The following is a 23,969-nucleotide window of genomic DNA, read 5'->3' on the forward strand; positions in this document are numbered from 1 at the left end:
AAATTAACTAAACTGAACAATTTACTGATTTGAAAAAAAATAATTATTGATAAAATCTTAATAATTAGACTTAAAACTAAATTACTAACAAAATTTTAAACAAATGAAACTAAACAAATTAAAGACAAAAAAAAGGTTGCTAAGTCATTATGTACTTATGCTATTTTTTACGCTCTTTTGTACTACTGTAACGGTTCATGCGCAAAATTCTGAGATTACAGGAGTTGTTACAGGTGTAGATGATGGCATGCCAATCCCTGGTGCTACTGTATTAAAAGTTGGCGCTAAAACGGGTGCCGTAACAAATTTTGATGGCGAATATTCCATAAATGCTAAAATAGGAGATGTTCTTCAATTTAGTTATTTGGGGATGGTGCCTCAAACAGTAATTGTTACTCAAGCCAAATTAAATGTTAAATTACAATCGGATCTTCAGGATTTAGACGAGGTTGTGGTAGTTGGATATGGTACTGTTAAGAAAAAAGAAATTACAGGAGCAGTAGCTCAGCTAAAAAACGATGATATTGAGCAGTTTGTTACATCGGATTTGGCTTCTTCAATGCAAGGGCAAATTGCAGGTGTTAGTATATCTGCAAGTTCAGGAGAACCTGGAGAGGCTTCTGATATTCAGATTAGAGGTATAACTTCATTAAGCGGTTCAAACACACCTCTTTTTGTCGTTAATGGTATCCCACAAATTGGAGATCCTGGTTTGAGTTCAAACGAAATTGAAACTATTGATGTTCTAAAAGATGCGGCATCTACTGCCGTGTATGGAGCCCGAGGAGCTGCTGGTGTTATTTTGATAACAACAAAACAAGGCGTAGCAGGTCAAATGAAAGTTGATTTTAATTATACTTTTGGACTTCAAACTTTAGGGGATGGAACTCCTTTAATGAATACTAGAGATAATTTATTTTACGAAACTAACAGAAATGAACATTCAAATGTGTCTTTTGTGCCCCTTATAGAAAGATACCCAGAATGGATCAATAACGATAACACATTTGATGATTATGTGTTAAATAGAAATGCAGAAGTAAAAACATATAATTTAATTGTTTCTGGTGGTGCAGATAAAATTACATATAGCATTGTAGCTGGTTTGTTTGACCAAGATGGTTCTATAATTAATTCAAATTTTAAAAGATATAATGGTCGAGCTTCTACTACTTATACAACAGATAATTGGAACATTGAAGGTAGTTTGGCTTTTACTCTAGAAAACAGAAAAAGATCCAGTGAAGGACTTATTGTTTTGGCTAGTAGGTACAGACCTTATTTTCCGCTAATTGATCCGAGTGAAGATCAGAGTGATATCATTGATAATGGTGGGATAAGAACGCCGTCGGTAGCTTTAAATGAAGCGCTTAGACGGCAAGACAATAGTAATAGCGATAGAATTAATGCGAGTTTAAAGTTAGATAGAAAATTATCAGAATCTTTAAACTTTATAACAAGGGTAGGAACATCGATTTCCAATGATCTTCGAAAATTATTCAGACCAGCTTTTGTGCTTTATGATATTGAACAGGACATAACCGAAGTTGACAACACAAGAAATGGCGTAGCTAATATATCATCTAGAACTACCAAATTCAGTTGGGATGCAAGCTTAAATTTCAAAAAACAGTTTGGAGATCATAATTTAGCGGCTACAGGTATTATAGCCTTAGAAGAGGACAGTTACGAAGCTTTTGATGCTTCTATCCAAGGCGTTACAAATAATAACATTTTTGTTTTGGATATTGGATCTGTAAACCCAGCAGTTAATAGCGGGTTTAACCCAATACTACCATCTAATACCGATAATTACAATAAAAAAACGGTGGGTACATTAGCTAGATTGCAATATAATTATAAAGGTAGGTACTTACTTTCTGGACTAGTAAGGTATGATGGGTCTTCAAGGTTTGGAAAGGAATATCGTTGGGGAACATTTCCATCTGTGTCAGCTGCTTGGAATATTTCTGATGAGCCATTTTGGAAGCCAATAAAATCTACTGTAAACAACTTTAAATTAAGACTTAGCCACGGTACAGTGGGCAACGATAGTTTTAGTGATTATGAATTTGCCAGTACCATCTCGAATCAGTTTAGTAATTATCTTTTTGATGAAAATGATGCGGAGGAATCTTTCGGAGCTGCAATATTGTCCTATGCTAACAGCAATGTAAAATGGGAAACTTCAGTTTCAAATAACGTAGGTTTAGATATTTCTTTCTTGAAAAACAAATTTAGGGTTACTGCAGATTATTATATAACTAAAAAAAGAGACATGCTGTTTCCAATAACCTTACCCGGTTCTGCTGGAGCAATTTACGATAATCAATTGACGTTAAATGTTGGAGACATGGAGAATAAGGGTGCTGAACTAGCTATTAATTATCGTGCTAATATTGGTAAAAGCAAACTTAGTATCGGTACTACGTTTACAACAAACGAGAATAAAATTACCAGAATACAAGAAGGTGTAGGTTTTATACCTAACCAAGGTAGATTGGTGAATGGGGACAATTATATTACGGCGCTTGTACAAGGTTATGAAGCTGGCGCTTTTTGGTTGTACGAAACCAATGGTGTTGTGCAAACAGATGAACAATTAGCAGCATATACTGCACTAGAAAACAGAGAAACTGCACAAAAAGGAGACTTAATGTATGTTGATACAAATGATGATGGAAAAATTACCGACGCAGATAGAAGTTATAAAGGCAGTGGTTTACCCGATTTTGAATATGGTCTAAATTTAAATTGGAATATAGGTAGTTTTGATTTATCCATGAATTGGTTCGGCACTGTAGGATCTGAAATTTTGAACGGGAATAAGGCAGACACTTATAATTTTGAACGACATCAGGATTTGGTTAATATGTGGACACCCAATAATCCTACTTCACAAATTCCTTTATTCAGAGGTGCTGGAAACGATCATCCTAACTACTCTGGTACCACCGATTTTTGGTTGGAAAACGGGGATTACTTACGTCTTAAACAAATTACACTAGGTTATTCATTGCCGAAAGACACTATGAGTAATTTAGGTGTGACTAATTTTAGATTATTTCTATCAGCACAAAATGCTTTAACCTTTACAAAGTATTCTGGTTACGACCCAGAAATAGGAGGAGGTAATGTTGCAAGACGAGGTATAGACTCTTCTAGATACCCTATTGCTGCGTTATATAGTTTAGGATTTAAAATCGATTTTTAAAATAAAACAAAATGGATATGAAAAAATATTTAATATTAACAACAGTATTGTTCGTAATGTTTGGAACATTGCTTTCATGCGACGATTATTTGGAGGAAACAAACCCCAACCAAATATCATCAGATATTTATTGGTCAACTCTTGACGAGTCTAATGCCAATTTAACCTCAGTATATAATGGTATGCTTAATGAGTTTTTAATTAATGCCCGAGTAGAGGCTTGGAGATCGGATGAGGGATATGCTGGACAACGAATAAGTAACTCAGGGATACCGAATATAGACGCAGGTGCTTTAAATTGGTATAACCAACAAATAGATGAAAACACATTGGAAGTTGGCAAAAGATGGGATGCTTTGTACAATGTTATTTTTAGAGCGAATCAGGTTATCCAAGGATTAAACGGAATGACTGATGATTTAAAAAGCCAAGAAAAATGGACAGAACAAATGGGGCAAGCTCGATTTTTCAGAGGCTTAGCACACTTTTATCTACATTCAACTTACAACCAAGGAAGAATTATAATTCGCGAAAAAAATCCAGTAGCAGCTTCTGATTTTCCTAAAGCAGTTTCAGAATCTGATGATGTCATTAAATTCTTCAGGACAGATTTAGAATATGCGTATACCAACCTACCAGGTCAATTAGAGCCTAAAACCCGAGTAGATGCAGGTACCGCAGGAACCATTTTAGGAATGAGTTACCTTTACGAAAATGATTTCCAAACAGCAAAAACTTATTTTAATGATATCATTAACAATGTAAATAAAGATTATGGGTATCAACTAGAACAAGATGCCAGTATCATGTTTACCAGAGCTGGCGATTATAATTCGGAATCTATCTTTGAAATTAATTACAGTCTCCTTATACCACAAAACACTAATTTTTTCGAATATGATTATTTAACAAGAAGTGCAAGATATTCAGCTCCAGGTTCAGCTGGAGGTTCTAGTACTTTAGAAGCCTTTACTCCCGCTACATGGTTGGTTCATGCCTATTCTACAGATGAATTGGACGAAACAGATCCAAGGAATACGGTTACAAATCACGTTGGCGTTAAAAGATTAAGAAAAGTTTCTTTAAGGGCATCAGCAATGGTAGCCGTAGTAAACGATGAAGATACACCATACTACGGAGCCATATCAGCACCTATACTACATAATTTCAGAAATCTAGGATTGTTTGGATATTTCAAAAAATACACAAATCATGATATTACAAATAACGAAGGTAATTTAGGGACAAATAGCTGGCAGTCTCCTAAAAACGTGATTGTAAACAGGTTATCTGGCGTATATTTAATGATGGCAGAATGCTTAAATGAAACTGGAGATGCTGAAGGCGCATTATTTCATATCAATAAAGTTCGCGACAGATGGGCATTAAAAGATTTATCATCTACAGATTATGATTCTAAAGAAAAAATAAGAGAACGTTTACAATTTTACGAATACCCAATGGAATTATCGGTAGAGGGGTTTTCAACACGAAACATAGATTTGCGTAGATGGGGAATAGCCAAACAACGTTATACAGATTTAAGTGAAGCAGAATATTATGCAACAGATTATGACTATACTGATGAGGAAGGTAATCAAGCAACAAGACCCGATTGTTTGGTCAGAGCAGGTGTAAGTCCTAACCCAAGTGAAGACATTCAAATAGTTCCTGAATTTTCTATTACTGCCCAAAATTATAAAGATGGCTACTTGCCAATACCGGTTAGCGAAGTCATTAATAACCCACTGGTTTCTAATTAATTTTTAAAAGAAAAAAGATGAAAAAAATATTAATATTAACAGGTATAATACTTGCTTCTTTACTGAGTTGTAACGAAGATGACTATGAGGCCCCTTATGGCGATTATTCTAGCTTTAATTGGTTGACAACAGAAAATTCTGAGGAAACCGATTACGTTATTCCCATTAATGGATTTATCGGGTTTTATGATCTTTCTAATAATCCTCTCAGTAATTCGTGGGAAATACCAGAAGGTACCAGTTTTTTAAATAATAAATTCACTTCTGGTGCTAATGGGTATTCAGAATTTATAACATCAAACGGACCCTCTAGTTCAAGTCAAAAACAAGCCAATATACTGTTTACAACACCAGGAATTAAAGAAATTGTACTTAACAGCACCTTTAAAGATTCAGTTACGGATGGGGTGTTTTTAGATGGCGTTTGGAAAGTTGAAAAAAAGTTTACCGTTGATGTTTTTGCAGACATAAACCCAGCATTTAAAGTGCTAAAAGGGGGTGTAGAAATTCTTAGTATCACTGAAAATGACATGCCACTTGCCGGAAATTCTGCCTCTTGGCCAACCGTTTCGATTGAAGCAGGAGAAGAACTTACCTTTGTCGATTTAACAACTGTTGGTCGTCCAGATACAAGAACATGGACCTTTAATGGCGGTAATAAAGCAAGTACAAATACCGAAACAGCTGTGGTTGGTTACTTTGCTTTAGGAACCTTTAAAGCAGGAAGCTTAACGGTAAAGAGAAATAATTCTGCCACAAAACCAGCAGGAGAAACGGTAAAACTCATTCCACTTAATATTCAAGTGGTACCATCGTCTCAACCATTTGTACAAGTTGGTCAAATAAACGAAAATGCATCCGAAGTCATCTCTTTTAAAGTGAGTGGTCAAGTTCAAACACTGTCTGGACAAGAAGGAAACTTTGCGGTTCATGTTACTAATGCAACTGCTGGTTTTGATAAAAATATTGCGGTAGTTTCTGCAAAAATCAATAGTTCCGATTTAACCCAAATTGATCTTACTTTGGGAGAACCAATTTTTAACTCAGATATTGTTACTGTTCAATACACAGCGGGTAACATTGTTTCTGTAGATACTAGGGTGCTTGAAAGCTTTGGACCTGTGAATGTAGGCATGCATTTTGAAGGCGCCATGAATGTTGCAGGATTTACTGGATATGAACAGGAATGGGGTGGATCTGGAAATCAATTTAGAAAGGCAAATACAGAAGGTTATTTTGCTCAGCATAATGGTACCAGTGAGGCTGGTCCGTTATATTATTGGCGAGACACTTCCTTTAAAAAGGAAGGAAACAGCTCTATGAAATTTGAAACAGATGCCTCGGGTATCCCTTCGCTTGCTAGGTTACAAGGCAGTAGTTTTAGTTCCTTAAGTCCGGTTACTGCGGGGTCTTACATACCAGCTGTTTGGATTTATTTAGACAGTGGTAATACCATGTCTTCAATTCAATATAATTTCACTACAGATGCATCTTTTGTATTTGACATTTCGACCACAACTAGAGGTCAATGGGTTAGGTTAAAACTTCCAGTAGTAACCTTGCCAGATATTAATTCAGGTAGACTTGATTTAAATATTAGTAATAGTGGTCAGGCTGATGCCAGAGTCCAAAAACTTTGGTTAGATAGTTTTGATTTGTTAATCATTGAAACAAGATGATATTAGAATATATGATATAAATGTAAAATGCTTCCCTTTCATTTTGAATTGGGAGCATTTTTTCTATAGTAACTAAATTCTGATAAAAACTATTAAATTGATTATAAATACTAAGGGAAATATGAAAACATTAAAACATTTGATGCTACTGGCATCCATCTTATTTATTAGCTTTAGCTGTAAGGATAAGCAACAGCATGAAACAGCTCTGGCTATAGAATCAACTAAAAAACCAAACATCGTAATCATTTATTTAGACGATTTAGGTTATGGCGATTTAAGTTCCTATGGAGCAACCGAATTGATAACACCCAACATTGACGCATTGGCAAGCGGAGGCCTTCGATTTACGGATGCCTATGCATCATCAGCAACTTGCACACCTAGTAGATATGCCTTACTAACGGGGATGTATCCATGGCGTAATAAAGATGCTAAAATATTACCAGGAACAGCACCATTATTAATTGACACCACACAACAAACCATACCAAAATTACTTAAAAAGGAAGGTTACCAAACCGCGATAGTTGGTAAATGGCATCTTGGTTTAGGAACTGGCAATGTAGATTGGAATCAAAGAATAACACCTGGGCCAAATGAAGTAGGGTTTGAAGAGTCATATATTTTAGCTGCAACGCAAGACCGTGTGCCAACGGTTTATATTGAAAATGGTTATGTTGCAGGTTTAGATAAAAATGATCCTATTTCAGTAGATTACAAAAATAATTTTGAAGGTCAACCAACTGGTATGGAAAATCCAGAATTAACAACTATGAAATGGCATCACGGTCATAATAATAGCATTGTAAACGGTATTCCTCGAATTGGTTTTATGAAAGGTGGTGAAGCAGCAAAATGGAGCGATGTTGATATGGCTGATAACTTTTTGCAACGCGCACAGACGTATGTTAAAAATCATAAAGACAAACCATTTTTCTTGTATTATGCCATGCAACAACCACATGTACCACGTACACCGCACCCTCGTTTTGCAGGTAAATCTGGTTTAGGACCACGAGGCGATGTTATTTTAGAGGCCGATTGGTGTATTGGTGAATTTATGAAAACATTAAAAGATGAAGGGTTATTAGAGAATACATTAATTGTTTTTTCAAGTGATAACGGACCCGTATTAAATGATGGATATTTCGATGATGCTGTTGAAAAAATAGGAAAACATACGCCTGCAGGGAAATTAAGAGGTGGAAAATATAGTCTGTTTGAAGCAGGAACAAGAATGCCATTTATAACTTATTGGAAGGGGCAAATTCAACCAGGTATCTCTAATGCCCTTGTTTGTCAGATGGATTTATTGGCGTCCATTGCTAAATTGGTAGGAACAGAAGAGCGTTCTACAGATAGCCAAGAATTATTAGATGTTCTATTAGGGAAAAGTGAAGCGGGAAGAACCGATTTGGTTTTAGAAGCGACCAGTAGAACCGCCTTAAGAAGTGGCGATTGGTTAATGATACCTCCTTATAAAGGTAAAGCAATAGAAGAGCAGGTAGGTATTGAATTAGGAAATTCAGACGAGTTTATGCTGTTTAACTTAAAAGAAGATATTGGTCAAGACACTAATCTAGCTGAATCTTATCCTGAAAAATTAAAAGAATTGTTTAATAAGTTTATCTCATTAAGAGGTGAGAATTATAAAAAAACTGAACAATTAGAATTGAAATAAATAATTCTATTTTTTGGCAAGTATTGAATTTTCTATTACTGAATAGAAATATTAAAACTAACAAACAAAATAACTAACTATGACAAATGGATTTGAATTTTGGGACTACGCCGTATTTGTAGCCTATGCGGTATTGATTTTAGGTGTAGGATTATGGGTGTCTCGCGATAAAGAAGGGCATGAAAAAAATGCTGAGGATTATTTTTTGGCAAGTAAATCCTTGCCTTGGTGGGCGATTGGTACTTCCTTAATAGCCGCAAATATTTCGGCAGAACAGTTTATAGGGATGTCGGGCTCGGGGTTTGCATTAGGTTTGGCCATTGCATCCTATGAATGGATGGCGGCTATCACCTTAATCATTGTGGGTAAGTATTTTTTACCAATTTTTATAGAAAAAGGCCTTTACACCATTCCTGAGTTTGTTGAAAAAAGATTCTCAACAAACTTAAAAACGATCCTGGCAGTATTTTGGATCGCACTTTACGTATTTGTTAACCTCGCGTCTGTATTGTACTTGGGAGGTTTAGCTATTGAAACCATAATGGGTGTAGATATGATGTATGCGGTTATAGGTTTAGCGCTGTTTGCTGCTGCATATTCCTTATATGGCGGTTTATCGGCTGTGGCATGGACTGATGTTATACAAGTGGTGTTTTTGATTTTAGGCGGTTTGGCAACTACGTATTTGGCTTTAAATACAGTATCTGGAGGCGAAGGCATGCTAGCCGGTTTTTCTAAAGTATTAGACGCTGCACCTGAAAAATTTCATATGATATTGGAAGAATTCAACAGCGATGGAAGTACTAATGCTAATTATTTAAATCTACCAGGTATATGGGTACTTGTAGGAGGCTTGTGGGTGGCCAATATTTACTATTGGGGATTTAATCAATACATTATTCAAAGAACATTGGCTGCAAAATCTCTAAAAGAATCTCAAAAAGGAATTTTATTGGCAGCTGGCTTAAAAATAGTAATACCACTTATAGTCGTAATACCAGGAATTGCAGCTTATGTCATGGTCAATGATCCTTCCATTATGGCAGGTTTGGGAGAAGCAGGGCAATTGAGTATACCAACTTCTGGACAAGCAGATAAAGCATACCCTTGGTTGTTACAATTTTTACCAACAGGATTAAAAGGAGTGGCTTTTGCTGCTTTAGCGGCGGCTATTGTGTCATCGTTAGCATCGATGCTAAACTCAACGTCCACCATTTTTACCATGGATATTTACAAGCAGTACATTAATAAAAACGCAAATGATAAAACGACTGTAAATGTAGGACGGATTTCAGCAGCTGTGGCATTAATAATAGCCGTTATAATGGCGCCACTTTTAGGAGGGATTGATCAAGCATTTCAATTTATACAAGAATGGACGGGCGTTGTAAGTCCAGGTATTTTAGCCGTATTTATTTTAGGCCTTTTCTGGAAAAAAACCACAAACAATGCGGCAATTTGGGGCGCTTTATTGTCTATCCCAATAGCTTTAGCTTTAAAATATATCCCTATAGAAGCTTTAAAACCTTGGATGCATCAAATGGGATTAACAGCTGTTTTAACAATGTTAGTAATTATTATTATGAGTCACTTACAAAACAAAGGAGCTGATGATGAAAAAGCCATTAATTTAAAAGCTGATGGTTTATTCAAAACTACTCCATTATTCAATATAGGTTCTATTGTGATTTGTATCATTACAGCTACATTGTATTGCTTGTTTTGGTAAATGTTTGTAGAAAAATATTAATAAAATATATGAAAAACGAAACATACAATTTAGAAACAACCGTTTGTGGTTAAAGTTAGTTTAATATAGGTATGGAAACGGAGATTAAAACCTTAGAAAAAGAAAAACAAATTAGTATAGAGTTTTTAAAACTTTAAATTAATAAATACATGATATATCCAAGATGAATAAAGAATTAATAAAAACCATTAGAGCCAGATTTAAAACCAAATTTAATTTAGAACCTATGATGATTTTTTCACCAGGTAGAATTAATATTATAGGGGAACATACAGATTATAATGATGGATTCGTATTCCCTGCAGCTGTAGATAAAGGAATTGTAGCGGCCATTCAAAAGAGTGAGTCAGATGTATCCATAGCATGTGCTTCTGACAAAAATGAAATCATCGAATTTTCATTGAAAAACCTAAAGCCTATGGCTCAGGGTAGCTGGCAAAATTACATTCTTGGCGTAGTTTCAGAAATTCAAAATAGAAGTAAAAAAATAGGTAATTTTAATATTGTATTTGGTGGCGATATTCCTGGAGGTGCAGGTATGTCATCTTCAGCAGCATTAGAAAATAGTGTGGTTTTTGGATTAAATGAAGTTTTCAATTTAGGATTGTCTAAGCACGATATGATTTTAATTTCGCAAAAAGCAGAACATAATTATGTAGGTGTAAAATGCGGAATTATGGACCAATATGCTAGCATGTTTGGCATTGAAAACAACGCCTTATTATTAGATTGCAGAACTGTAAAATCTAAACCTTTTCAAATTGATTTTAAAGACCACGAATTAATTTTAATAAACACCAATGTAAAACATAGTTTATCAGATAGTGCTTATAACGACAGGCGTTCGGTTTGCGAATCCATTTCCGAATTACTAAAAGTGAAGGCGCTTCGTGATGCAACAGAATATGATTTAGAAACTGTAAAAGACCAGGTTACACCAGAAAATTATCAAAAGGCTTTGTATGTTATTCAGGAAAATGACCGTGCAGTAAAAGCATCAAAAGCTATGGGAGCTGGCGATTTAATAACCTTAGGAAAACTTATTTATGGTTCGCATGAAGGTTTGCAAAATCAATATAAAGTAAGTTGTGATGAATTGGATTTTTTAGTAGCACAAGCCAAATTAAACGGCCGTGTTTTAGGAGCTAGAATGATGGGTGGTGGTTTTGGAGGTTGCACCATAAATCTGGTTGCCAAAAACGAATCGGAAAATTTTAAGATTCAAGCTGCTAAAGCATACAAAGCTAAATTCAATAAAGCGTGTTCTATTTATGATGTAAAACTTTCTAACGGCACGCACATAATTAAATAATTATAATTTTTTCAATTAATGAATTCAGATTTACAAGATTATTCACATAAACGATTAAATATTCTCACAGGAGAATGGGTTTTAGTATCACCACATCGTGCCAAACGACCTTGGCAAGGACAAAATGAAGCTGTATCTAATGAGGTTCGACCTGCACACGACCCAAGTTGTTATTTATGTGCTGGAAACACCCGCATAAATGGTGAAATCAATCCTAATTACGAAGATGTATTTGTGTTTACAAATGATTTTGCTGCATTACAAACAGGCTCCAAAGTTTTTAAAGTAGAAGATGGCTTGCTAAATGCACAAAGTGAACAAGGCATTTGTAAAGTGATTTGTTTTAGTCCAGACCATTCAAAAAGTTTGGCAGATATGAATGCCAAAGACATTGAAAAAGTAGTGTTTGCATGGCAAAATGAATATAAAGAACTTGCCGAAAACGAATTGATCAATTATGTTCAAATATTCGAAAACAAAGGCGCTGTAATGGGTTGTAGTAACCCGCATCCACATGGACAAATATGGAGTCAAACAAGTCTTCCCAACGAAGTTTATAAAAAAGACTTACACCAATTAGAATATTACACAAAAACCAAAAGCAGTTTATTAGGTGATTATCTTAATCAGGAATTATCAAAAAACGAACGCATTATATTTGAAAACGATGCTTTTGTGGTGCTTATTCCGTTTTGGGCAGTATGGCCTTTTGAAACTATGATTGTACCTAAAAGGCCTCAATCGAATATACTTGAATTAAGAGATAATGAATCTTTGCTTTTTGCCGAAGCTATTTCGGTTATAACAAAAGCTTATGATAAATTATTTAATACATCGTTCCCTTACTCTAGTGGTATACATCAGTCACCAACTGATGGTAAGGATTATAGCTACTGGCATTGGCATATGAGTTTTTATCCCCCATTATTAAGAAGTGCTACTGTAAAGAAATTTATGGTTGGTTACGAAATGTTTGGATCGCCACAACGTGATATTACAGCAGAAATTGCTGCCAAAATGATAAAAGAATTAATTTAAGTTATGAAGCATAAAATTGTAGTTACTGGCGGGTTGGGTTTTATTGGTTCACATGTTGTTGTAGAACTTCAAAATGAGGGATTTGAAGTCGTAATTATTGATGACCTATCAAATTCATCTATAGAAGTATTAAAAGGAATTACAAGCATAACAGGAATACAACCATTATTCGAAAAATTAGATTTAAGAGATAAACCATCCGTAATCGATTTTTTTAAGCGACACCATGATGTTATGGGAGTTATTCATTTCGCAGCGTCAAAAGCGGTTGGAGAGAGTGTAAACCTTCCTTTGTTATATTATGAAAATAACTTGAACACATTAATCTATATTTTACAAGAGTTACAGAAAAAAGAAACTTCTAATTTTATTTTCAGCTCTTCTTGTACGGTTTATGGACAAGCAGATACGTTACCAATAACAGAGTCTGCACCAATAAAAGAGGCGGAATCCCCTTATGGAAATACGAAGCAAATTGGTGAAGAAATTATTAGGGATACTTGTAAAGTTTCAGAGAATTTAAAAGCAATAGCACTTAGATATTTTAATCCAATTGGAGCACATGAATCAGCAAAAATAGGAGAATTACCTATTGGGACACCTCAAAACCTGGTGCCATTTATTACCCAAACAGGTATAGGTAAAAGAGAACAGTTGTCTGTTTTTGGAGCTGATTATCCTACCAAGGATGGTACTTGCATAAGAGATTATATTCATGTAGTTGACTTGGCAAAAGCGCATGTAGCAGCTTTAAATCGTTTGATAAAAGGTGATAATACTGGTAATTATGAAGTATTTAATATAGGCACTGGTCAGGGTTCTTCTGTATTGGAAGTCATTTCTCAATTTGAAGAAGTATCCGGTCAAAAACTGAATTACAAAATAGTTGAAAGAAGGGCGGGTGATGTCATTGCAGCTTATGCTGATACTTCCAAAGCTAATAAGGTATTAGGTTGGAAAGCTAAACTAAATTTAAAGGACGCTTTATCTTCTGCATGGAAATGGGAGCAAAACCTTAATTAGTCTTTTTTAGTTAATAAAGCAGCCATTATTTATGAGCCATTAATTCATTTTTAAAAAGGTGATCAGTGGCTTTTTTACATTATTCTTTCTAAAGCCATTCAGCACATTCCCCTGCATTCCGTAAAAAACTTCATTTCGGGAAAAGAGCTTCCTTAAAAAAATCTTGGACACAATCCCAAAGTTTTAGATTTCCACTTCGCTTTTTCCTGCCGAAAAGGCAGGAACACTCCATTCCCAATATAAAACTTTGAAATAGCGTCCGCTTAATAGGAATATTTAGTGACATTTTGTTCCACTTCCTATGCTTTTGTATTTCACAAAGAATTTAAACCCACTTCCCGAGCCAACACCGCTATACCTTTTTTTGACAGCAAAATAACAACATTCAGCTTTGAACGACAGCATAACCAGGCTCGTCCCTCGCACTTTTTATATGTCTTCACAAAACTGAATATTGAATGGCACCAAGCAACAAAAAGAAGGTAACAGTGACGGCCCTGTGGGAAGTAAATCTAAAATGGATCTTATGAAATCTTACAAAATCAATAAAAAGGAAGCGGAACAAAAGTTAAAAAAACAAAAAAAGGAAAACGCTCTGGATATAATAAGTAAATCAATTTTAAAGCCTTTCTGAAGGGTTCAGATGGGTCAATATTAATCTTTAAATTTTTTAATTATGAGTACTCTAAAAAACAAAGTACAGTTAATTGGCAACGTAGGAAACGAGCCAGAAATCACAAATCTTGAAAGCGGAAAGAAAGTTGCAAAATTTTCAATCGCAACGAATGAGTTTTATAAAAACTCAAATGGAGAGAAAGAACAGAACACCCAATGGCACAATGTCGTGGCTTGGGGAAAGATTGCCGAAATCATTGAAAAATACGTAGGCAAAGGAAAAGAAGTTGCCTTAGAGGGCAAATTGACCTCACGCTCTTATGAAACCAAAGAGGGAGAAAAAAGATATGTTACCGAAGTGGTAGCCAATGAAATCCTGCTTTTGGGAATTAAAGGCGATGATAACGCTTCTTAAAAATTAAAAATAAAGAGGGTGTTACTGTAGAAAGACACACCCTCTTTTTCATTATTAACTTCTAAAAAGAAAATCACAATGAACACACAAGTTAACAAAATAAAAGCGGAACTGCAACAATTTGTAGGTTCAGAAACCTTTTATAAAATTCCTTTAATAGGAACTAGATTTACAGATGGGATAAAATATTTGGCTGATAATGCTGAGTGTTTTTGGTTAGTTACTGATGCTTCAGTAATAGCGAAAAGTTTAATGACTAAAAGCTATTTTGTAACAGTCGATTTTAAACGACTTTCTGAAAAGGAACGTGAAGAAAAGCAATGTGATGCCATCATTAATTATAGCGATGGAAATGACAACATTTTTGAAACACATAGATATAATATAACCGATTTTCCTTTGGATGAATTGCGATTATTTTTTGTAGATAATACGTTGATGCTTCCAAGTGAATACTGATTTTTGTGGTTATGGTATATCTCAATTTCACGAACCTCGATGACGAGACCCAAGAACGTTTGGTTTTGGTTTCCAAAAAAGATGTTGAACAGAAATTTGGAAATGATTTGAAACGATACGCCAAAAAACATCATTTAGAATATGATACGCTTTTGGAAGAAGAAGCCATAAGAAACCTCTATTCTTACGAGTATGTTTTTAATATTTAAGAGCTAATTATTAACCTGGGACCTTTAAGTTTTTAAAGGTCTTTTTTTGTTCTGTTATTTTGAATTTTGTAATAAAAAGAGCGGTTTGCTATGGATACTTTTAAAATTTAAATTAAAGACTCTTAAAAAATCGAATTTCAATTCGTATTACAGAAAAAGCCATTACATTTTTGGATGTAATGGTATTTTTTTGTCCCGATAAATCGGGACGAAAATGTATAGCAAGAGGGTAACACGCATTCGCGATGTTACATATATTAACTTACTAATTAAAATACTGATATTCAATCATATAATAGATTTGTTAATACTATTTTGAAGAGGTGAATATCAAAAAGTTTATTGAAAACAATCCGAAAAGCATCATAAACAGAGAAAAAGTTTATTGAAAAATGAAAGTTAAGGACAAATATGAATACGATTATATGGCAATCAATTTAAAAAGCCAAGTGGTAAAGCGTTTTCGACGATTATCACGAAAGTTTGCAAAACCACAATCGGAAACTTTAGATGCCATGATAGATTTTTTTGAATGGCATGGGTTCTCACCATTTGATAAAAGAGAGCCCAGTATTTTAATTGAACTGTTAAAGAACCGTAAACGAACCGAAGCTGTAATCGCTATCATAAAAGACATCGAAAAGAACCATGATAAACCCACGACTGCAATGTTGCAATCCTTGTTTATGGAGTTTGAACCCAAAGAAAAGAAAGTTCAGTTTGTGGAAAAATTAGATACGAATGATCAATTGTGAAATTATGTACATTACAATTACAGCTCAAAAATTAGGGGGAGATTATTCACAAAGTTCAGCCGATTTTGTGGAGTATCTAGAGAAAGAAAATCAAAGTTTAGAGCAAGAGAGTCAGGAGCATTTTTTTAACCAATATGGTGATAAAATTGAAGCCAAAGACGTTGTTAAAGAAATCGATGATAATACTGCAAAACTAAAAAATAAAGAACCAAAATTTTATTCAATTACCGTAAACCCAAGTCAATCTGAGCTACGGAAATTACAAAACAATTCTGAAGATTTTAAAAAATATACTAGAGCAATCATGAACGATTATGCAACATCATTTAATAGAGAAATTAATGGCAAACCGATAACTGTTGATGATATAAAATACTTTGCTAAAATTGAGCACCAAAGAACATTTAAGGGTACAGATAAACAAGTAAGAGAGAACCAACCATTTGCCACTAAAATACTTCAGCTTAAACAGGATATCCGAAAAATTGAGAATGGACAATTGGAAGGGGATATTAAGAAATCAAAATTTCAAATATCCAAACTTGAAGCCGAGGCACCACACCAACAAAACGGAAAGCGTATTGTTCAAGGCATGAAAAAAGAAGGCAACCAAAGTCATATTCATATCATAGTAAGTAGAAAAGATGCTTCTAATTCTGTGAGCTTGTCACCAGGATCCAAACACAAAGCTTCAGAGGTTGAAATGCATGGAAAATTAGTAAAACGAGGATTTGACAGGGATTCATTTTTTACAAAAGCAGAAAATACCTTTGACAAAACTTTTGGTTACAAACGAAATTATGCAGAATCCTATAAGTCGAAGAAAGATTTTATTAAAAATCCAAAATTGTACTTTACAACATTGTTGGGATTACCAGCTAGTGAAAAAGCGATAGCTTTTAAAATGCTCGCAAAATCTGGAGTGCCTATTGCCAGTATTCCAACTAATCAAGTGCAATTGGCGCTTAAAACGATAAGGTATCTAAAACGTGGTGTAGAAGTAGCAATTAAATCTGGTTCAATAGGTATATAAGATGGAAATACAAGGTATTACATTTACAATTGGATTATTATTTGGAATGAGCTTGGTGTTTTCAGTCCTTTTCAAAATAACGCGCTATGCCTTTTTAATAAATCTAATTTTGACCGTGATTTGTTTAGGATTACTATTCAAATGGAGCGATTATTTAATGCAAGGGATTATACAGTTACTTTATATAGGTTGTCCTCTTTTACTTATTAATACAGTTCTATATGTATTCCTTCATAAAGTGAATGATACTTTCGATTCTAACAATAAGCACCAAGTTCATTTTAAAGTAAAACATGGAAGTTTTAAAATAGATAACATTAAACGAGGTGCTTCAATAATTGGTTCAGCAGGAAGCGGAAAAACCGAAAGTGTGGTTTATAATTTTCTTCAGCATTTCTGTAAGCATAAATTTTCTGGAGTTATTCACGATTATAAAAATTTCGAAATTACTGAAATGGCAAATCCATTATTCGAAAAAAATGAGATTGATTTTAAAGTCATTTCGTTCGATACTATTTATGACCGAGTAAACCCCATAGCACCAAGATATATGACCAATGAAGAAAGTGTAAACGAGGTTGCAAGAGTACTTATAGAGAATTTATTAGAGCAAAGAGAATCCGGAAGTATAGGAACAACAAAATTCTTTAATGATGCAGCAGAAGGTCTTATTGGCGGTTTAATTTGGAAACTTCGAACATCTTATCCACATTTATGCACCTTACCACATTTAATAGCTCTTTATCAAACTTTAGACACAACTAGTTTAATTTCTTTTTTGAGTTCCAACACGACATCACGGGCAATGGCAGATGCTTTTATTAGTGGCAAGGATTCCGATAGACAAACTGCTGGTGTAAAAAGCACCTTGGCAAATGCGCTAAAAAAAATAAGTACACAACGTATTTTTATGGTTTTGTCGGCAGATGATGTTCCACTGGACATTAATAACCAGGAAAAACCTTTAGTTATCTCAGTAGTAAACAATCCCAAATATGAAACTGCATATTCGCCAATCATTGCAACAATCATACATACCGTAACAAAACAAATGAGTGTTCGAAATTCAAATCACTCATTTCTACTGATGGAAGAAGCACCCACGATTAGGTTATTGAATATGCACCGAATTCCAGCCACATTGCGTAGTTATAATATCTCTACAGTTTATGTAATGCAAGACAAAATTCAAAATGATATGATGTATGGCGATAAGGCGAGTAAAGCGATTTTAAGCAATCTGTCTTATCAATTTTTTGGAAAGGTTAACGATCCAGATACAGCAAAATATTATGAACGTTTTTTTGAAATTGTGAAGAAAGAAACCACTAGCGTCAATCGCGGTCATAACCTCAATTTTGACACGCGTATTACTACAGGAGAACGTGAGGTCGCTAAAATAAGAGCTGATGTGTTTTTTAGATTAAAAGAAGGGGAGTTTATAACATTTGCTGATGGTGAGGATAAAAAAGTGCAATTCAAACTATCTAAAATTGATAGACGGTTGCCTGTCAAAACCCAAAATTATACTGAAACCGATTTGGAAGAGAATTTTGAGAGGATTTATAATGAAGTTCGATCTATTTTTAAATAGTTGATGAATTTAATCTAAAACAAACTAAAACTAATACTGGAACAATTATCGTGTATTTTAGTCAAGTAAATAATAGAAAAAACTTGACAAATATTGTTAAAAATGATTATCTTTGTACTATCAGGACTATGAATATAACAACATCCATAAAAACAAAAGTTGCTCGTATAGATACTGGAGAAGTATTTACATACGATACTTTGTCTATTGCCCAAAGTGAATTTTCTGCTGCAGCAAAAGCTTTAAGTCGAATGGTTGCTAATGGAGTTATCAAGAGATTTAAAAATGGCATGTACTATAAGCCCAAGCAAACTGTTTTTGGAGAACTACAGCCAAGAGAAGAGGTTTTGCTTAAAAATTATCTTTTTGAAAATGATAAGCAGATTGCTTACGTAACGGGTGTTAGATTATATAATCAACTTGGACTGACCACGCAAGTATCTAATGTTGTGAGATTGGCAAGCAAGGATAAGGAAATAAAGACAAAAATTGGAAGTTTGGTTATAAAACCTGCTAAGAGTTATATTCCAGTTACAAAAAAGAATGTGCCCTTATTGCAACTCTTGGACGTCATGAAAGATTTTAAGAACATTCCGGATATGGATAAAAAGATAGGCATTGCTTTTCTAAAAGATAAAATAGAAAGCCTTTCGGATGACGATAAAGAAAAGTTGACCAATTTTGCAAAAGCCTACCCACCAAAAGTTAGGGCTTTATTGGGAGCCATTCTTGAAGTTCTTTCACTTGATGATTTGAGTGAATCTCTTAAAGAAACCATTAATTATTTGAGCAGTTATAAATTTGGAATTTCTGAAAAAACATTGCCTACCATCTCAAACTGGAACATCACCTAATGAAATTACATCAATATAAAGGTGCCTTTGAAGGCGCCATTGTCGCAACTGCACAACATTTTGGGATTTCGGAAGTCTATATCGAAAAAGACTATTGGGTAACGTTCGCTCTTAAGCAGATTTTTACAGATGCGAATTCTAAGGACATCGCGGTTTTTAAAGGCGGAACGTCACTTTCAAAGTGCTTCGGTATTATTGACCGTTTTTCAGAAGATATAGATATGGTAGTCATCAAGGAAGAAGCCGAAACGGACAATTCCTTAAAACGAAAATTAAAAAAAGTAACCAGTGTTTTAGAAGCTGTTATGACTGAAATTCCAGATCATCCGTTGGAGAATAAACGAGGCAAAATTAGAAAAATAGTCTATGGTTATGACAAGGTAGGTGTTAAAGGAACGTTTGGGCAAGTTAGGGATCAAATTGTTTTAGAAGTTTCAAGTCTTGGAAATTCGCATCCTTCAGAAAAAGTCGAAATACATTCAATGATTACACAATTTATTGCTACAACCAATAATCCAGATCTTATCAAAGAATATCAATTGGAACCCTTTAAGGTAACCGTAATCAGTATTGAACGTACTTTTTGCGAAAAAATAATAAGCCTTGTTAGATTTTCTTATACCGGAAATCCATTAGAGGATTTGGCGAACAAAGTCCGTCACACTTACGATTTACATCAATTATTACAGGAGAAGAGAATTTCTGCTTTTTTAAAATCAAATGATTTTGAAACAATGCTTATTCAAGTTGGAAAGGATGATGACAAGGCCATTCCAAATGACAAAGAATGGCTGTCCAAACACCCATCAGAGTCGTTGTTTTTTAGTGAGACAGAGAAAGTTTGGGAAACAGTAAGTAAAACTTATTCAGGCTCTTTTAAAGAGCTATTAACAGGGGAATTGCCTGATGAAAAAAAGGTGCTAACATCTTTGCTGATGATTGGTGAAAGGATACAATCAATTAAATGGAACATTATTTAATAACTCAAAAAGGCGCTTTTTCCTTAGAATCCCTAACCGTAACTTTCCATACACCATCCTGTTTTACCAATTTAAAAATTCCTGGTGTTTTATCATAAGAGGTCGAGTATTTTACCCACGCGACCTCGCCATCAATAACTTCATCGATAAGTTTAAAATTAGATTTTGAGCCTTTAGGTTTGGCAAACATTTTTTGAAGGTTGGAAAATGTAGCAAAGCCTTCTGGCGTTGTATGTTTTTTAAGCATGGCTTCGTCACTCTGATAAAAGCTTTGAGCAACGATCTCTGCAACGGAAGCAGGTGATGAATCTTGTGTGCCTGCACAGGAAATGAATAAAAGTACGAGTGAGCAAATGACTATTCTTTTCATGATATTATTAATTTGGGTTGTTGATATATTTATGTGATATTTTCAGTTCAATATTTCTTTCGCCATCTTTCTCGTTCAGTTCTAAAATCACCCTTCTGTCATTAGATAATGAAAATTTCGGCATGACATATATGAATCTTACCGTTTCATTTACTGCAATTTTAGAAGGTAGATTATGTTTAAAAATGGGCTCTTGATACAAACGTTGTAAAGATTTCTTTTTTCCTTTTTGTCGCGTTTCGATGGAAAGGTTCAAGAAATTCAAATCATAATCCAAAGTAGAATTGTTCCTAATTTGAATAACGAAGTAGAGCTCTTCTTTATCAAAAACAATATTTTCAAGCCTCATGATAACACCATCATTTCGTCTTATATACCTTCCAAGGTATTGTCTTCTGTCAAGAAGATAAGAGCAGAATTTTTGATAATAATACGTGTTGTTATCAATACTTTTTTCAGAAGTTTTAGACTGAATTGAGTCTTTATCTTTTGGTTTTTCATTCCCAATACTTTTAGATAACGGGACAAAGTAATTTAGTTTTGAAAGCTGCGCTTTATATCTTACAATATACGAAAATATTGAACCATTTCTATTGATTACCAGTAGATTACTTTCTTTTCCTGGTTGCGCTTGCAGTAAACCAAAGTATTGCTCTTTTTCGCGATTGTATGTGAATACAAAATTTTCTGAACCTGTAATGCCTTGTCGTATAGGTTCTGGAAAAAAGAGTGCGACATTTTTGCTGTCGTTGGCATAAATAGTATCAAGTATTTCTGTTGTTTGTGCTTCCACTAAAGTGGAAATCAACACGGTTAATATAAATAGTATCGGTCTCATAATTTAGGTTTTAAAACAAGTTTATAATTGTTCAGAACAGTAACCTTTACATTCCGATTACTACGTCTTAGTACTTTTGTAATGCCACCTACTTGCGGCACAGTTGGAATATTGATATCACCTATAATATCGTCTAGAACTTCATTAGTAGCTTCCGCTCGAAAATTATTTTCAACATAAATACCTTCACTACCATCCTGTAAATCGAAAGCTTTAAGTTTTGTGGGGTGATGCTTAATGTTTTCTATGGCAATTAAAGCACGATTGGGTTGAAAACTGATAAAGCCAAAAACAGGCGTGTTTTTTTTCATAAGTTTACCATTTATAATTGCAGCTTTAGTAAGTCGCATTCTCAATCTGGTATTTGCTTTTACAATTTGGTCGCCATCAACAACAACATAAATGGTAGCATCTGTATTACCGATAATTGAAAACTCATTGGGTTTGGGTGCAGCTGCAAAAAATAGTTGATGTTCCAAGCCTAATTCTTTGGCTTCAATTTTAAGTTCTCTGATAATTTCTGTAGAATCAATTTCTACAGTTTGCTTCTTCTCAATTTTCTTTTGACCAAAGTTTTGATATTTCTTTTCGGAATATTGAATTTTGTTAGTATCGTAAATACTATCTACAATACGTTGCTTTTCAAGTTCTGGTAAATCCGGATTGTAGTAACCCAAAGAATCAATTAATTTTTCATCATAAATGCTAGGTGCATTGTTTTCACGAACTTCTTTCAAATCATTGATAGCATCCAATTTAGAATCATACTCTTTTTGGTTTTCTTCCAAATCTGGTATCAAGGTCTGTTCAAGGTTTTTATTCTCATTGTCATCATCGCCCATTACCATCATGGAATAGGAAATCAGGAATATGAAAACTATAGCCAATACTGCTATAAATACTATTTTATTCTTTTCTACTTTCATCATTTAGTTTTTTTAAAGTGTTTTCGAAATAATTTGTAATTAAAAGTCCATGCGGATTGTTTGGAAAGTTTCGGTCAACCATAATGAGATTCCCTGTGGAAACCAATTCATAAGTATCTATTATAGAGCCTCTATTAATTTCAAAAATGGTTGTTGTAGTAAATCCATAAGAACCATTATTTTCTGTTATTTTTGAATCGATGCTCAGTACTTTTTGAACTAAGGAATATTGCAATAACCGGTTATAGACACCATCAGCTTTTTTCTGTCGATATAGATTATCCACGGAACTATTACCCAGCCAAAGTGCCTTTTCTAAATGCTTTTCATAATTACTCGCATCGATATTATAGAAGTAATTGTGAAACAATTCTAAATGAGCCAAAGCTTCAACTTTAAAATTTTCTTTTTGACTAACAAGCTTCAGCGGAATGATACTACCATCTGTATTAATAGCAAAAGCACTATTCATCGCATTTTTATTGGTTGTAAATACCATCCAAACTGAAAAAGTACTGGATAACAATGCGCAAATGACTACTGCCAAAACGATGAATCGATTCAATTTTAGTACGTTGTAAAAATTTTTGTAAGGTGTTTTCATTGTGAGTTGAATTAACTGGTAAATAATCTGAGTGTAAAAGATGTGGCGCGTTTGTATAATTTGAATTTCAGGAAAACGATAAAGCCTACCGAACCAAGTTGTACGACAGGTGCGAAGAATCCTTGGCCAAAATCGGTACCAAATAAATTGGTCCAGAAATTGGTATTTATTTCAGTATATATGGCGTTGATAAACACATTGACCAGAAAAAATGCAGGCACAAGCATATAGACAGCGGCATACAGTTTAAAAAATGTGTAGGCAAGTGAACGAAACTTTTCAAATACAGCCAGACTTATAACCAATGGAAAAAATGCTTGCATAATCCCTAAAAGAAAGAAGCGTTCTGCTAAAAAAAGAGGGTAGATAAACAGGTCAAGAATCCACAAGATGGTACTGAGCATAAAAGCTATTATCTTGAATCCATAAAGAGGTGTGACTAAAGCTTCATAAAGCAATGTCATTGCCATACTTGCTGCATCCAATAATCCGACCTCTTCTTCAAGCGGTACATCCTGTAATTGTAATGGTAATAACGCAGGTGCAGTCCCTCGATATTGTCCTTCAATGGCAACTAAAATACCGTCAAAAAATCCTAACACCTGCGTTGAAAATATTACCAAGAGTACCACAGCAAAATTCTTTGCCAATTCGCCAGGACTCAATCCCCAAGAATAACCGTCCTTATCCGCAATACCTTCATTGTACTTTTTTAGGATGTTTATCAGGAAAAACAACACAGCAAGCGTTTTCATTCCTGCAATGGTATATTGTGAAAAGCTGCTATTCTGTATGGTTTGAAATATCGTATCGATATATTCTAGCCCAATACCTAAAAGGATAACTGCGGTCAT

The 23,969-nt window shown here is 34.3% G+C and carries 21 protein-coding genes; 16 read left to right on the forward strand and 5 right to left on the reverse strand.

Annotated features, from left to right (window positions below):
- The first annotated feature begins 103 nt into the window (after window positions 1–103).
- The 16 genes from Q5N74_RS13295 to Q5N74_RS13370 all read left to right on the forward strand — a co-directional run bounded on the left by Q5N74_RS13295 (window position 104) and on the right by Q5N74_RS13370 (window position 20,377).
- The gene (locus tag Q5N74_RS13295) at window positions 104–3,214 is read left to right on the forward strand and encodes a TonB-dependent receptor (protein ID WP_304389367.1); all 3,111 of its coding nucleotides are present in this window, start codon (window positions 104–106) and stop codon (window positions 3,212–3,214) included.
- Window positions 3,215–3,231: 17 nt separating this feature from the next.
- Window positions 3,232–4,977 (forward strand): RagB/SusD family nutrient uptake outer membrane protein, encoded by a 1,746-nt coding sequence (locus Q5N74_RS13300; RefSeq protein ID WP_304389368.1) that lies wholly within the window; start codon window positions 3,232–3,234, stop codon window positions 4,975–4,977.
- Window positions 4,978–4,994: 17 nt separating this feature from the next.
- Complete coding sequence (locus Q5N74_RS13305) at window positions 4,995–6,656, forward strand: hypothetical protein (protein WP_304389369.1); 1,662 nt, start codon at window positions 4,995–4,997, stop codon at window positions 6,654–6,656.
- Between the two features lie 121 nt (window positions 6,657–6,777).
- Complete coding sequence (locus Q5N74_RS13310; RefSeq protein WP_304389371.1) at window positions 6,778–8,340, forward strand: arylsulfatase; 1,563 nt, start codon at window positions 6,778–6,780, stop codon at window positions 8,338–8,340.
- Between the two features lie 79 nt (window positions 8,341–8,419).
- Window positions 8,420–10,069 carry a sodium/sugar symporter gene (locus Q5N74_RS13315; RefSeq protein ID WP_304389372.1) on the forward strand — a complete coding sequence of 550 codons (1,650 nt, stop codon included), beginning with the start codon at window positions 8,420–8,422 and terminating at the stop codon, window positions 10,067–10,069.
- Between the two features lie 184 nt (window positions 10,070–10,253).
- Window positions 10,254–11,402: a galactokinase gene (gene galK, locus Q5N74_RS13320; RefSeq protein ID WP_304389373.1), complete on the forward strand. Its 1,149-nt coding sequence runs from the start codon at window positions 10,254–10,256 to the stop codon at window positions 11,400–11,402.
- Between the two features lie 18 nt (window positions 11,403–11,420).
- Window positions 11,421–12,440 carry a UDP-glucose--hexose-1-phosphate uridylyltransferase gene (locus Q5N74_RS13325; RefSeq protein WP_304389374.1) on the forward strand — a complete coding sequence of 340 codons (1,020 nt, stop codon included), beginning with the start codon at window positions 11,421–11,423 and terminating at the stop codon, window positions 12,438–12,440.
- A gap of 3 nt (window positions 12,441–12,443) precedes the next feature.
- Entirely contained in the window at window positions 12,444–13,463 is a 1,020-nt protein-coding gene (gene galE, locus Q5N74_RS13330) for a UDP-glucose 4-epimerase GalE (protein ID WP_304389375.1), read from the forward strand.
- A gap of 676 nt (window positions 13,464–14,139) precedes the next feature.
- Window positions 14,140–14,493: a single-stranded DNA-binding protein gene (locus Q5N74_RS13335; RefSeq protein ID WP_304389376.1), complete on the forward strand. Its 354-nt coding sequence runs from the start codon at window positions 14,140–14,142 to the stop codon at window positions 14,491–14,493.
- 78 nt (window positions 14,494–14,571) lie between these two features.
- The gene (locus Q5N74_RS13340) at window positions 14,572–14,952 is read left to right on the forward strand and encodes a DUF6876 family protein (RefSeq protein WP_304389377.1); all 381 of its coding nucleotides are present in this window, start codon (window positions 14,572–14,574) and stop codon (window positions 14,950–14,952) included.
- Window positions 14,953–14,963: 11 nt separating this feature from the next.
- Entirely contained in the window at window positions 14,964–15,161 is a 198-nt protein-coding gene (locus Q5N74_RS13345) for a hypothetical protein (RefSeq protein ID WP_304389378.1), read from the forward strand.
- 392 nt (window positions 15,162–15,553) lie between these two features.
- Window positions 15,554–15,916, forward strand: a complete 363-nt coding sequence (locus Q5N74_RS13350) for a BfmA/BtgA family mobilization protein (protein ID WP_304389379.1) — start codon at window positions 15,554–15,556, stop codon at window positions 15,914–15,916.
- A 4-nt stretch (window positions 15,917–15,920) separates the two neighbouring features.
- Window positions 15,921–16,949 carry a MobB family relaxase gene (mobB, locus tag Q5N74_RS13355; RefSeq protein ID WP_304389380.1) on the forward strand — a complete coding sequence of 343 codons (1,029 nt, stop codon included), beginning with the start codon at window positions 15,921–15,923 and terminating at the stop codon, window positions 16,947–16,949.
- A gap of 1 nt (window position 16,950) precedes the next feature.
- Window positions 16,951–18,543, forward strand: a complete 1,593-nt coding sequence (locus Q5N74_RS13360) for a type IV secretory system conjugative DNA transfer family protein (RefSeq protein WP_304389381.1) — start codon at window positions 16,951–16,953, stop codon at window positions 18,541–18,543.
- A gap of 128 nt (window positions 18,544–18,671) precedes the next feature.
- Window positions 18,672–19,397, forward strand: coding sequence for a DUF6088 family protein (locus tag Q5N74_RS13365; RefSeq protein ID WP_304389382.1), 726 nt, complete (start codon window positions 18,672–18,674; stop codon window positions 19,395–19,397).
- Window positions 19,397–20,377, forward strand: a complete 981-nt coding sequence (locus tag Q5N74_RS13370) for a nucleotidyl transferase AbiEii/AbiGii toxin family protein (protein ID WP_304389383.1) — start codon at window positions 19,397–19,399, stop codon at window positions 20,375–20,377. Before Q5N74_RS13365 ends, Q5N74_RS13370 begins: the two co-directional genes overlap by 1 nt.
- A 4-nt stretch (window positions 20,378–20,381) precedes the next feature.
- Here the strand turns inward: Q5N74_RS13370 and Q5N74_RS13375 are convergent, their stop codons facing one another.
- From Q5N74_RS13375 to Q5N74_RS13395, 5 genes are read right to left on the reverse strand one after another with little or no spacing between them, the layout of a single operon-like run.
- Entirely contained in the window at window positions 20,382–20,747 is a 366-nt protein-coding gene (locus Q5N74_RS13375) for a hypothetical protein (RefSeq protein ID WP_304389384.1), read from the reverse strand.
- 7 nt (window positions 20,748–20,754) lie between these two features.
- The gene (locus Q5N74_RS13380) at window positions 20,755–21,585 is read right to left on the reverse strand and encodes a DUF4138 domain-containing protein (RefSeq protein WP_304389385.1); all 831 of its coding nucleotides are present in this window, start codon (window positions 21,583–21,585) and stop codon (window positions 20,755–20,757) included.
- Window positions 21,582–22,511 (reverse strand): conjugative transposon protein TraM, encoded by a 930-nt coding sequence (gene traM, locus Q5N74_RS13385; protein ID WP_304389460.1) that lies wholly within the window; start codon window positions 22,509–22,511, stop codon window positions 21,582–21,584. The genes Q5N74_RS13380 and traM overlap by 4 nt, the downstream gene beginning before the upstream one ends.
- Complete coding sequence (locus tag Q5N74_RS13390; protein ID WP_304389386.1) at window positions 22,492–23,115, reverse strand: conjugal transfer protein TraK; 624 nt, start codon at window positions 23,113–23,115, stop codon at window positions 22,492–22,494. Before Q5N74_RS13390 ends, traM begins: the two co-directional genes overlap by 20 nt.
- Window positions 23,116–23,126: 11 nt before the next feature.
- The gene (locus tag Q5N74_RS13395; RefSeq protein WP_304389387.1) at window positions 23,127–23,969 is read right to left on the reverse strand and encodes a hypothetical protein; all 843 of its coding nucleotides are present in this window, start codon (window positions 23,967–23,969) and stop codon (window positions 23,127–23,129) included.

It is taken from the genome of Mariniflexile sp. AS56 (assembly GCF_030552475.1).
GTDB lineage: Bacteria > Bacteroidota > Bacteroidia > Flavobacteriales > Flavobacteriaceae > Mariniflexile.